7 protein-coding genes are annotated in these 13,621 nt (G+C 47.7%); all 7 read right to left on the bottom strand.

What is annotated here, in order from left to right; all coding sequences use genetic code 11:
• Positions 1-6: 6 nt before the first annotated feature.
• On the bottom strand, positions 7-1,359 hold the full coding sequence (locus BM265_RS01050) for an ArsB/NhaD family transporter (RefSeq protein WP_074959630.1): 1,353 nt from the start codon (positions 1,357-1,359) through the stop codon (positions 7-9).
• A 34-nt stretch (positions 1,360-1,393) separates the two neighbouring features.
• A complete protein-coding gene (locus BM265_RS01045) occupies positions 1,394-1,795 on the bottom strand; it encodes a hypothetical protein (RefSeq protein WP_074959629.1) in 402 nt (133 codons plus the stop codon).
• 197 nt (positions 1,796-1,992) lie between these two features.
• The gene (locus BM265_RS01040; RefSeq protein WP_074959628.1) at positions 1,993-5,130 is read right to left on the bottom strand and encodes a response regulator; all 3,138 of its coding nucleotides are present in this window, start codon (positions 5,128-5,130) and stop codon (positions 1,993-1,995) included.
• Positions 5,131-5,136: 6 nt separating this feature from the next.
• The gene (locus BM265_RS01035) at positions 5,137-8,547 is read right to left on the bottom strand and encodes a transporter substrate-binding domain-containing protein (RefSeq protein ID WP_074959627.1); all 3,411 of its coding nucleotides are present in this window, start codon (positions 8,545-8,547) and stop codon (positions 5,137-5,139) included.
• A gap of 25 nt (positions 8,548-8,572) precedes the next feature.
• On the bottom strand, positions 8,573-11,446 hold the full coding sequence (locus tag BM265_RS01030) for an amino acid permease (RefSeq protein ID WP_143098641.1): 2,874 nt from the start codon (positions 11,444-11,446) through the stop codon (positions 8,573-8,575).
• A gap of 35 nt (positions 11,447-11,481) precedes the next feature.
• Complete coding sequence (locus BM265_RS01025) at positions 11,482-11,850, bottom strand: Hpt domain-containing protein (protein ID WP_074959625.1); 369 nt, start codon at positions 11,848-11,850, stop codon at positions 11,482-11,484.
• Between the two features lie 59 nt (positions 11,851-11,909).
• The gene (locus BM265_RS01020; protein WP_074959624.1) at positions 11,910-13,604 is read right to left on the bottom strand and encodes a putative bifunctional diguanylate cyclase/phosphodiesterase; all 1,695 of its coding nucleotides are present in this window, start codon (positions 13,602-13,604) and stop codon (positions 11,910-11,912) included.
• Positions 13,605-13,621 lie beyond the last annotated feature (17 nt).

Raw genomic sequence — 13,621 nt, 5'->3', positions numbered from 1 at the left:
CCTCACTTAGACATATCTTACAAAGAGATATATCGTTGAAATTGTTAGAACTATAACTGTGGCAGGCGCAAGCTTTTTGCAGTAACGTCCCCAGCTTATGGGGTGACCGTTCTTAGCTGCAACAGATGTGCCCACAACATTAGCAGAAGCACCGATAGGTGTTGCGCTTCCGCCGATGTCCGTACCGATAGCCAGTGCCCATGCCAGCGTGCTGATAGGTGTTCCCGATGCAGCAGCAAGGTTCTTGATGACAGGCACCATAGTGGCAGCAAAGGGGATATTATCCACAAACGCACTTGCAATTGCAGATACCCATACGATGATAGCTATCATCAGCCTTACATCGCCGCCGCTTATGTTTTCGATGAACTGCGCGATCTTATCAAGTATATTTGTTTCTTCCAGACCGCTTACAACGATGAAGAGTCCGATGAAGAAAAGCAGTGTCTTGTAATCCACCTTTTTAAGTATCTCGGATGCGTGCTTAGCGTTAGCGATAAGAGTAATGATACCGATGAACAGACCGATAGTCGCAACCGTAAGGTGAGTTGTGCCGTGGGTGATGAGAAGAACTACCGCACAGCCGAAAATAATGCTGCTTACGATAAAATCCTTCTTGTTGGTTATAGCCTCGGAAGGCTTGGGAAGCTTGGAAATATCAACTTTTTCGCCATCCTTGGTGACCAGCTCTTTCCTGAATGCCAGATAGAGGAAGATGATCGAAACAACAAGACTGATGCCTGCCGCGATACCTGTATTCATCAGGAAATCGAAGAAAGAGAATCCCAGAGATGTACCGATGATTATATTGGGGGGATCTCCGCACATTGTTGCGCTGCCGCCCAGGTTAGCGCAGAATATCTCGGAAAGTATCATGGGTATGGGGTTGAACTTCAGAAGATGCGCAAGTTCCACCGTTACTGCTGCAAGGAACATGATAACGGTTATGCTGTCGATGAACATCGAAAGCACTGCTGCAAGTATTGTGAATGTCAGAAAGACGGGGACGGTCTTGCATTTTACAAGAAATGCTATCTTCATGCAGAGCCATCGGAAAAATCCTGCTTTCGCCATACCTTCGACCATCAGCATCATGCCCGCGATGAATATTATCGTCGCCCAGTTGATGCCCGCGCTTTCGCTTTCCTCGACCTGATACCAGAAATCCTTTTTAAAGAAATCTCCCAGGGCGAGGGTTCTGACTATGGCAGAGCCGTTCCTCATGCACAAGCCGAATACGACCACAAGCGTGAGAAGACCGCTGCCAAGTGTAACATATTGCCTTTCGATTTTGTCAAGTACGATCAATACGAACATACCAACAAAGATGATAACGGCAAATGTCTGTGCTGCTACCATTTATAGACCTCCTAAACCGCAGATATACCGCAGTTCATATTTTATAGAATACATACCGCTCATCCACGCTCTGACCATGCTGATCGTGTATGTATTTTATCATGGATTTATGTGCGATGCCCACTTTTGCGGACATCTTACAGATAAGCGCCGAGATCATCAGTGCCGCAGACAAAACAAAAGAACCACCGCATATGCAGTATACCGAGAATACTGGGTCATTTGCCCCTGTGAGTATATCGCAGACGGTAATTCTTGTATTATCTGAAAGCAGAGAACTCTCTGCACTTATAATATCAAATTTATAACTATGACCGAAACAGCTGTTGAAACTTTCCTGCTGAAAACTTCTGCTGTTTTCCGAAATAATAATTATCAGGAAAGAACAGATAAACAGCGTAAAAATAAAGCGCCAAGACATTATTTTCTGCTTCATGATCTTTCCCTCCTGTCGTAGAATCAAATCAACACAGGTAATTATTATATCACAAACATAATTAAAAGTCAACGAACAAAATATTTTAAAAATAAGAATTATACGTTGCACTTACCATAAAAACCGCACAAAAAGAATAATGAATGATGGGGCAACGCACATCGGCGCTACCTCGATCATTCATTATACTCTGTATATTATACATTTTTACCCAATGATCTTTCAGAATCAAAGATCAGTTCTCCAAGTACTCTGATGAGATGTTCTGCCTCTACAGGCTTATTCAGATGTTCGTTCATTCCCGCCTGAACAGAAAGCTGAACATCCTCATCAAAGGCGTTGGCTGTCAGTGCGATTATAGGTATGCGCTTTGCATCTTCCCTGTCCATAGCACGTATTACTCTCGCAGCTTGAAGACCGTCCATCTGCGGCATACGAACATCCATCAGTATCGCCGAGTAGATGCCTGCAGTGCTATTCTCAAACAACCGGACAGCGGCTTTTCCGTTGGCTGCATGATCCACCTTGATATTCTCCATCTCAAGCATATCTGTCAGTATCTCCGCATTGATATCAACGTCCTCTGCCAGAAGAATGCGCCGCCCTGCAAGCCTTGCTCTCTCCTTTTCCTTGAAGATGCGCAGGTCGCTCTGCCTTGCAATTCGTCCCAGATTTTCCAGCAGATTTGAAGTAAACAGCGGCTTTTCAAGACAGCTGTACACTCCGACTTTGTTGGCTTCATCACGGATATCGTCCCAGCTGTACGCAGTCATCGCCACAACGATGCAGCTCTTGCCGTATCGGCTGAGTATTTCCGCGGAAGTCTCAGCTCCGTCCATTCCGGGCATATTCCAGTCCGTCAGCACGATGTTATAAGGCTGACCATTCTGAGACTGTTCCTCCATCATGCGCAGTGCTTCAACTCCACCTGTGCAGATATCCGCTTTAATATCCATCTCAGAAAGTACCATCTGCGCGTGCTCTGCCTCAATATGGCTGTCATCTATCACCAGTATGTACAGCGCCTGCGGGTCGATCTCACCTTTCTGAACATTTTCCGTACCATCGCCCCGATGTATTGTAACCATCACCGAAAACTCAGTACCTTCACCCTTTTCCGAACTTACGCTTATAGATCCGTTCATCATCTCAACGAGTCTCTTCGTAATCGCCATGCCAAGTCCACTGCTGCCGAACTTTGTTATGCTCTGTTCACTCTGTGAGGAAAAAGCGTCGAACACTTTTGAAAGATAGTCTTTATCCATGCCGATGCCCGTGTCTTTTACTGCAAAGCTTAAGGTTACCTTATCCTCGTGCTCTGCCTCTTTTCTGACTGTCATCTTGACACTCCCGGGTGCTTCCGTGAACTTCACAGCATTTGACAATATATTCCAAAGTACCTGCCTTAGCTTCTTATCGTCGCCGATATAGCTGTCCTCCGGCTCATCAAGAATCACACAATCATATCTGAGTCCCTTTTTGCCACACTCCGATTCCATCTGCACGTTAAGCTGTTCCAGCATTGCCCTCAGTGAGAACCTGCCTTCATTTATCATATTCCGTCCAGATTCGATATTGCTCATCACCAATATATTGTTGATGACCGACAGCAGATGATGTGCACTGGTACCTATCTTTTCAAGATATTTCTTAGTTGCTGAATCAAGTTCCCTGTTTTTCAGCGCAAGGTTCTCCAGCCCGATTATGGCATTGATAGGCGTGCGGATCTCGTGACTCATTCCCGCAAGAAAAGCCGTCTTCGACCTGTTCGCCGTCTCAGCAAGATCAAGCGCAGTAGTCAGTGCCTCGTTCTTCGCCATAGTCTCGCGCATCTCCGAGTCAACATCTTTAAAGCCCACTATGATATGCTCCTCGTCGTTCTCCATGCGGGATATTTTCATACTGTAATATACAGTTCCGTCCTCTGCGATTTTACGGTAATTCATCACAAATGTATCCCTGCAGTTCAGAGCTTTCATAAGGTTCTTACGGTTCATGGCTGTGAGAAAAGCTTCTTTGTCCTCACTGAAAACACTCTCGCACAGTTCGATTTTACAATCGCTGAAAAAGTGCCAGCCCCTGCGCACCTCTGAAAGGGTGCTGCCGCTCTCTCCTCCACGGTATTCTATAAATTCCTCCGAATCTGTATTTACACAGAACATCTGTGTGTAATCACGTGCTAGGGTCTGGGCTATGTGGTTGTACAGCCGTCCGGAATTCACAGCGTTCTCGTAGGCTTCCTTAGTCATAGCGTGTTCGCGGCGTATGCTGACAAGGTCGGTAATGTCCTGACACATTCCCACAAGACAAGTCCTTCCCGTGGAATCCTTGAATCTTATCTTTGTGGTCTGAAGCTGCTTCGGCTTGCCTGCTGCATCGAATACTTCTTCATATAAAACATAAGGCTTGCTCATTGAGAGGGCTATCCTGTCGTCCTCAACAAAGTGTGCGGCTGTCTCCGCATCAAACATCTGAGCATCGGTAAGACCCACAACTTCATCAGTGGAATCCTTGCGGGCGTACTCCGCAAAAGTGCGGTTGCAGGCAAGATACTTTCCTGTAGAAGCATCCTTCATAAAGGTCATACCGGGCATATTGTCCAGCAGAGATACGAACCTGTCTCTCAGCTCGGATATCTTTTCAGCCTCCGCCAGTTCTCTCTTGCGGTCCTCCTTTTCATCGTTTACGACAAAAGCGTGGAGCAGACAAGTTCCCAGCATATAGGCGATGGAGTACAGCGGCAGATACGGGAACCACACCTGTATCAGCAAAAATGCTGCCATGAATAGACCAAAGGACGCAGATATCCTGAACCGTGTTCCCTCTTCGTAGCTGTAACCGCCCCTTATCATCGATGTAAGAGCGAATCCGGAAATTATCAGCAGGAACAGTATCTGACATACCAGCATGATATTTCTGGGCAGCAGGGGCTTATACACACTGCTACTGTCCACTGTGAAAAGCACGGGCTTGAAGATGTTTGTGACTGTCAGTAATGTTATCACACCCGCTATGCCCTTTCCCATGTATTTCAGGAAACGTCCGAAGGGGCTTTTTTCGTTCAGGTAAGCAACATTGTACTCAGCCCAGAATGATATGCCCGCCGCCATGGCTATGAAATACAAAGTAGTATCGACAAACAGCGCTTTTGAAAGCTTCTGGCTCTCAAGTATACCCCATAATATGTCGGTAATATAATATATCAGCACCGCAAACAGGAACTTTCTGTAAACGTTCCATGCGGGCTTATCATACAGCTCACCTGACCACAGTATATCCCAGTTGACAATCAGCAGTACCAGAGCCGCCAATACACCGATCGCAGAATAATACATATATGCTTAACCTCTCTGCTTTTTCTTCTCTTTCAGATAACTCTTGTTTTCATACATTCTCTGATCTGCACGCTCATATACCTGAGCCACCTTTTCAGCATGATCGTAACGCGCCATTCCCAGCGCCACAACGATGCCGTCATTCAGCACGGCTTCCTCGTTATGATCATTCACTATCTTTACAAGCTCCTCTATGCGTTCATAGTCATCGCCCTGTGAAAGCACTGCGAACTCATCTCCGCCCACACGGAACACAGGACTGCGCTTGAATGTGGTACATATCAGCCTGCAGGCATCTCTGATGTACTGGTCACCTGCTTTGTGTCCCTGAGTGTCGTTGACTTTTTTCAGGTCATTCAGGTCAAGTATGGTTATGGCAAAATCAGGGGCACGGTTCATCTCTATCTGGGCATTGAGCCTTTCTTCGTATACACGGTAAGCGTTCCTGTTCTTGACACCTGTCAGTGCATCGATGTTTGCTTCTATCCTCGCCTGTGCAAGACGTCTGCTGTATTCTTCCTCCTGACGCACCTGTGCATCAATATCGTTGACTCCGACTATCAGACGCCTGCCGTCCTGTTCTTCAACAAGTGCGGCTTTCAGCTGAACATACCTGGGTTCATCGTTCATCATAAGACGGTAGCTTATGGTGAAAATGCCGTTCTTACGTACTTCTTCCATGGCATTCTCCAGTGTCAGCGCCGTGAATACCCTGTTCTTGTCCTCTGCATATACTACCTTTATGGAATTCTCCCTGAGGTCGGATAAGAAATCCTCACCCTCCGCAGGCATACCGAACACATCAAATACTGCTGATGAACTGTATTCGCGGTATTTCCCTGTTTCGGGCTCAACTATGTAGATACACAGAAATTCACCCGCCAGAGCGCTTACTCTCCTGTAGGCTGTCTGTTCTTCCTGCATACGCTGTGCCGCCTGCCTGTGTCTCATCTGCTCATCGATGTCCGTAAGGCTCAGCACCATGAACCTTTCATCGTCCTGTATACGTGCAACTTTCATATTCACATATCTGGGCTCACCGTCTGTCATCAGTCGGTATGTCATCATGAACAGATTGTTCTTATCAAGGGCAGCTACGAGAGTTTTCCTGTCCATAGCTTTGAGAACTTCTTCCCTGTCCTCAGGATACACATTTATCTGTGTCGCATCGTTGCCCTCTTCAAAGAAATGCCAGCCGCGCCGTACTTCACAAAGACTTCCGTCCTTTTCGTCGGAATGGTACTCGATAAATTCTTCGGTGTTGATATCAACATAGAACAGACTTACGAAACCACGTGCAAGCGCCTGGGCGATATGTGTGAATATCAGACCGTTGCTTCTTGCCTTTTCGTAGGATTCCTTTGAATTCACCTTGCCGCGGGAGATACGCAGGCTGTCAGAAACGTCCTGATATATCATCAGTATGCAAAGCCTGCCGTTAGCGTCGGTATACTTCTGCTTCGTCACCTTGACATTTACAGGATTGCCAAACACGTCCTCCATTTTATCATAGAAGATGAGTGGCTCATCCATGGACAGCACCATATTGTCGTCCTCATCAAAGCCTGTTACCCTTTTATCATCAAACAGATCCGAAGCTTTCAGCCCTATGACCTCCGATGGGTCTTTCTTGTGTACATAATCCGCAAACATCTGGTTGCAGGCAAGGTATTCGCCTGTATTGGCATCCTTTGTAATACATATGCCCGGCATATTGTCCAGCAGTGAGGATATGGTCTGCTGAAGTTCCGCAAGGTGCTCCGCCTTTTCCAGCATTTGCTTCTGCCTGCTGGCCAGACGCTCAGCTCTCAGTCTTCTTATAAGCTGGAAAAGTATTATTGAGAACACTAACGTCAGCACTGCTACTGTTATCAGCCAGTTGTCTTTCATAAACTGCATGAAAGATACTTTTTGATCTGTAACCATATACGAAGCAAGTGCGCTGTTGACCTCGTTGCTTTTGGTGGTCAGCACCGCTTTGTTCATAACGGCATAGAGTTCAAGGTCCGATCTTTTTACCGCAAAGGATAATTCCATCAGCTCACCCGTTGGTACGGAGTGCAGTTTGCTTTTCTCCAGTTTATCCTCTTCGGGGGGCACCCTGAAACTGCTGAGAAGCACACAGTCAGCTTCACCTTTTTGTATGGCATCATAGCAAGCCTGAAGTCCGTGATAGAATTTCATCTCACTGTCGGGATAGTTTTCCTTGATGAAGCTTTCGGGATTTATCATGTTCTCGTTTACTGCGAAAACTATTTGGCTATCAGAAGATAACGTCCTGCTGTCAGATTTGCGCATAACTGCCTGCATCTCGGAATCCATTGCGGTATCCGTCAGCATTATCCCCGACTGTTCGGCATCATAACTGCTCATACAGAGAGGGAAAACACAGTCTATCTCCCCTGCATCAAGTGCTTCAAGGGCTGTTGTAAGCGAATCGTAGGGTATGGTCTTGAATTTAAGGTTAGGGCTGTTGAGGGTATTCTCCGCGTGTGTCAGATAATCTTTAAGGGCACCTGTCAGCTCCCCTGTTTTCTCATCTTTCCAGCAGAAGGGAAAATAATCCTTTCTGTAACCTATACGTATCTCACCGTGTTCTGCCAGCCAGTCCTCCTGATCGGCCGAAAGCAAAGCATTTGTTGTATTATAGTATACTCTTTCCTTGGATAATCTCTCGTTGAAATAAGGGTCATCGTCCTGTATATGCGCCAGAGCCGTGTTGAGCTCTTCAAGAAGATCGGGGCGGGACTTGCTGACCGCATAGTAATAATCCGAACCGCCTATCCTTGTGACGGGGACAGCATCTCTGTTGTAATCATAGGTGAATACCGTGGCAATGCCGTCTATCTCTTTTCTGACGATCTTCTCCATGGATTCGTCTTCGGTGTCCGTCAGCGGTATTACCTCAGCGGTGATTTCGTTCTTTTCCAGCCATTCGTTCAGCAGTTCTTCCTGAAAGCTGCCTTTGTTAACGCCTATCTTCTTGCCGTTGAAGGTAGTAAGGTCATTGGCTTTGATCTCTGTGTTGTCCGAACCGACATAGATATAGTAAGCCTCGGTGCCCATGGGCAGGTCGGGGAAATACATGAACTCCTCTCGTTCGGGGGTGTGACTCACGTCACTCAAAAGATCTATCTCGCCATTTTGAAGCATCTCAAACAGAACGGGCCAGCTGCCCTCAACGTACTCGTAAGTCCAGCCTGTGTACGCTGAGATCTTCTGGTGATATTCATAGTCAACTCCACAGCGCCTGCCGAACTTGTCATAATAGCACATGGCAGAATCAAACCAGCCCACACGGACTTTCTTCTGTTCATTTGTATCTGCAAATGCCATCAATGGCAAAACTATGTTAATAAGGATAGCTGCCAGGAGGACCATTGCTGTTATGTGTTTATATCTTTTTTGTAATATCAAGGTAAACCTCCTGTCAGCTATCAGGCTACGCCTTATCAGCAGCTGATATCAGGCGAGCCATTGTGTCAAACATTTTTTCGGGTTCTATGGGCTTGAAAAGATGGGCGTCCATGCCCGCTTCAAGGGAGCGTTCTGCGTCTTCTTCAAACACATTTGCCGTCATTGCTATGATGGGTATCGCTGCCGCATCGGGGCGTTCCAGCCCGCGTATCATTCTCGCCGCTGTAAGTCCGTCCATTTCGGGCATACGCACGTCCATGAGTATGGCATCAAAGTGACCCTCTTCGCTTTCACGGAACATCTCCGCAGCTTCCCTGCCGTTCTTGGCGTGTTCGGATTCAATGCCCTCCAGTTCAAGGATATCAGCCAGTATCTCCGCGTTCTGTTCGATGTCCTCAGCGATAAGCACTCTGCGGCCCGTAAGGATATCCGCTCTCCTGCCTATGTCTTCGTCAGCAGAAACATCAGCTTCTTTCCTGTCGGAAGCTCCCAGCTTTACGGTAACGGTAAATACAGAGCCCACGCCTTTTTCACTCTCTACAAGTATCTCTCCATCCATCATCTCAACGTACTTTTTGGTGATAGCCAGTCCAAGACCGCTTCCGCCGTACTTGTTTGTGGTGGTGGCATCTTCCTGTGAAAAGCGCCCGAATATCTTGGGGATATATTCCTTATCCATGCCTATGCCTGTGTCCTTAACGATGAACCTCAGGGTGCATATTCCCTCAGCACGATATATCTCCTCAATGGTAAGGGTCACGCTTCCCGATGTTTCGGTGAATTTTACCGCATTGCCAAGAATATTTATCATTATCTGCCTGAGCTTCAGGTCATCACCGATATAGTATTCACTCATATCACCGATGATATCGCAATTGTAGTTCAGTCCCTTGTCCTGACACTGACCGTTTATTATGATGTTTATCTGATCCAGAAATCCCCTGAAAGAGAATTCCTCGCTTTTAAGCACCATACGACCGGATTCGATGCGGCTCATATCCAGGATATCATTTATTATCCCCAGCAGATGATCAGCGCTGGCTCCTATCTTTTCAAGGTGTTCTCTAGTTCTCTGGGGAATATCGGGATCACGGAGGGCGATGGTATCAAGACCTATTATAGTATTCATCGGCGTACGTATCTCGTGGCTCATATTTGAAAGGAAGCTGGTCTTTGCACGGCTGCTCGCCTCTGCAAGGGCTTTTTCCACTCCAAGCCGCTTTTCACGCTTCTGAAGCACGCTGTATATCTTTAACAGATTGAACAGCGAAAAACATATCAGCGCTATCTGTACGGCGCTGGCATTATCCAGCGAACGTCCCATACTCTTCATCTCATCGTCTATATGGTCTTCGTCAGACTCGTTCTCCTCTACTGAATAGTATTCTTTCAGTACCTCTTCGGAACGTTCCAGGGCTTTATCTGTGGTCTGACGGAGCCACACGCTTGATGTGAATATGATAAGTCCAAGCAGGACTATCCATGCAACTATGGAATGACCCATTCTGCCCTCGTTGTCACCGTTCAGAAAAGTACGGAAATACACGAAGCCAAGTATGCTCCAGATAGTCAGTATCAGATAGGATTCAACCGAAAGGGTGTTTATCGCCAGAAAGTTAGGTATCAGAAATTCCAGCGCAAACAGTATGGATATGACCACTCCCGCCAGACCTACAAGTGCTCTTTTTCTATCTTTAGTTTCACGAGCCAGCCTGAAAGCCGATGCCGATGCAAGGGCATAGGCTATGGTGGCGCCGACGGTGGTAACATCAACTATCCAGCTGATGGCTGTTCTTCCGAAGAACGGCAGTACCAGGGATATGGCAAGTATGGATATCACAGCATTTTTAGGCACATGACCATTGCTCTTTCTGCCCACCCATGCGGGGAAAAGCCCGTCATCGGCAAGGGAGCACATGAGCCTGCTGAGGGCTATGTAATTTCCTACCAGGCCTGTGAATATTGCACCCAGTGCCGCCGCACCAAGTATGAAAGTACCCTTATCGCCCAGAGCTTTGTGTGCTACAAAAAACGTGGGCAGAGAAGCATTTCCGCTGTATTTGTCAAGTGAGCCTATGTAATCCGTCCATGAACCGCAGTCATCGGGCAGAGCCTTTACCGCCAGCAGTACAAGGAAAACATAAGCCGCCGCCGCAGTTATCAGGGAAGTAAGCATTATACCGAAGGATTTTTTCAGAGAAAACTTAGCTTCCCCGGCTGAATGTGTGATGGATTCAAAGCCTACGAATGCCCATGGGGCAAGGGCGAATATGGTGAAAACTCCACCTGAGGGAGATTTATCGGGGGCATAGGGCGGGTCATACCCACCTGTGCAGTTACCCGATGACAGCGCCGCCCCAAAGCATATCACAACACCCACGAAAAGCACCGCCGCCATAAGCACCTGCGCCGATGCCGAAAACTTTCTTGAAAAGCACACCGCCGCCGCAGTAACCAGAGCCAGCCCCGAAAGTATTATCTCGCCGATGTATATCTCATATCCCGCTATGGAATAAAGGTATCCGAAGCGGAAAGTATCGCCCAGCACTGTCCTTGCTATAAGGGGCAGAGCCGTGGCATTAGCCCATATGATGGCGATATACGTGATTATCATGAACCACGCCCCGAGAAATCCAAGGTCGTAGCCGAAAGCCTTTTTGGTGTAGGTATATATACCTCCGCAGTCGGGATAGCGGTTCATCAGGTAGTGGAAATTCACTGCCAGCACCAGCATCACCAGTCCGCCGAGACCAAGTCCGATGGCTGTGCCCACAGGTCCCGCTATGGGCAGGAATGTCGTGCCGGGCATAACGAATGAGCCCCAGCCCACACTGCACCCGAAGGACAATGCCCACGCCCCTAAGATACCGAGATATTTTTTATTGTCCGATCTTTCCATGATGCTCAGACCTCTCAAAACGGCTTGCAGAAAGTTCAGCCTTCTTCGTATCTCCTTATGCGGTCAGCCGTTCTTTTGTAAGCTTCACCTATCTTTTTTATCCTCAGTTTTACTTCATCGTCTGTAAGTCTTCTGGAATTGCCGGGACGGAATTCCTCGGCTATCTCCGAAGCCATTCCCGCAAGATCCACAAGACCCAGATTAGCGCAGACGCCTTTCATGGCGTGAGCCGCTTCAAATATCTGTGCGGGCTCCATACGCTCTCCCGCATCCACCAGACCCTCAACTACGGAATTCGTCCTCATCTTCCTGATATGCTTGTCTATCAGCTTTTCCATGCGGAGCACCCGCATAGCCTGGTCATAATCTCCGCCTATCTCATAATACAATTCCTGTAACGTCATAAAACTCAGCCCCTTGATAAATTTATCAGACCATAATTTTACAGTATACAGCGCCGACCTCAGCCAACGCTGCGTTCACGTTCTTTTTCGATAAATACTTCAAATTCATTGGCAGGGACAGGTCTTGAAAAATAGTATCCCTGTACAAGGTCGCAGTCCGCGTCCCTGAGGAGTTTCAGCTGACCCTCTGTTTCAACGCCCTCAGCAACTACGCTGAGCTTGAGATTACCTGCGATATCAAGGATAAGCTTCATCAGCCTCAGGTCTGTTTCGCTTTTCTCGATATTCCGCACAAAGGACATATCCATCTTCAGCACATCTATGGGCATTGAGGACAGCATATTCAGCGAAGAATACCCCGCACCGAAGTCGTCCATCTCTATCTCAAAGCCTATCTCCCTGAGGGAATGGATAAGGTTGAGAAGCCTGTCCGCGTCCTGTGAATAGGCTGATTCAGTCACTTCCAGCTTGATATCGCGGTAATCAAGATCATTTTCCGTGATGAGCCTGCAAAGCCTTTCCGTCAGGTCGGGGTCGAAGATATCAGCACGGGATATGTTCACCGATACAGGCAGTGTTACGCTGAACTTTTTTCTCCACTTCGCCACCTGCTTAGCGGTCTCCTCCCATACATAGTTATCCACCAGGGTGATGAGCCCGTTGCCCTCAAACAGGGGTATGAAGGTACCAGGAGATATCATGCCAAGATCAGGGTGCTCCCACCGCACCAGTGCTTCTGCGCTCCTGAGTCTGGGGGGTTCACAGCGTATATCGTATTTGGGCTGATAATACACACGGAACTGACCGTCCGCCAGTGCATGGCGCAGGTCACCCAGAAGCTTCTGGTCGAAAAGCTCTTTTTTCAGGATATCCTCGTTGTATATCCTCAGGGGGTTATGGAAATCGCTGCGAGCCATTATACAGGCGGTACGCGCCCTGTCGAAAAGGATAACGGGTTCAGCGTCCTCGGTACGCTCGTCCACGCCCATTCTCAGGTGTATCCTGACCTTGGGTGAGAACTCGTCCATCTTAGCCTGAAAGCTGTCCAGAAGCGCCCTGTGATCGTCACAGTGGATACAGTATATAGCGAATCTGTCCGCATCGAAACGGCTGGCGATACCTTCTTTTTCTCTGAGAAAATCCCTTATGATCTCCCCCAGTGTCATGAGCGCCCTGTCACCGAATTCTCTGCCGTGGAGTGCGTTCAGGGTATGGAAGCGGTCGATGTTCAGCACGATAGCCTCCATCTTCAGTTCAGGGTGATACCTGTACAGACGCTCGGCGTATTCATAGAAGAAATTTCTGCTGTAAAGACCTGTAAGCCCATCCTTTTCTGCCGATGATATGAGCCTGCGTCCCTCAAACAGCTCGATTATCCTTGCAACACGGGCAAGTATGACCTCGTGTACGTCAAAGGGCTTTGTAATGAAATCAGCAGCCCCCAGCCTCAGGGCTTCAAGCTCTGCTTCCTCGTAGGAGGTCATGACTATCACGGGTATGCCGCGGAGCTCTTCGTCGTCCTGTATGGTAACCAGCACCTCATAACCGTCCATCACAGGCATGATAAGATCAAGCATGACTACGGATAACTCATTTTTATGGCGGCGCATAAGTGCTAAAGCCTGCGCTCCGTTTTCCGCGAAAATGATATCATAATCATTCTCCATGATAACTTCCAGAGCATCTCTGTTGATCTCCTGATCGTCCACGATAAGAACTTTCTGCGGGCGCTGAATATTTTTTGACCTGATCATGATATTTCCCTCTTTTC

Origin of the sequence: Hominimerdicola alba (genome assembly GCF_900112155.1) — a bacterium.
GTDB lineage: Bacteria > Bacillota > Clostridia > Oscillospirales > Ruminococcaceae > Hominimerdicola > Hominimerdicola alba_D.
Note: the sequence above shows the minus strand (reverse complement) of the source record. Positions and strands in the feature narration are given on the sequence as shown.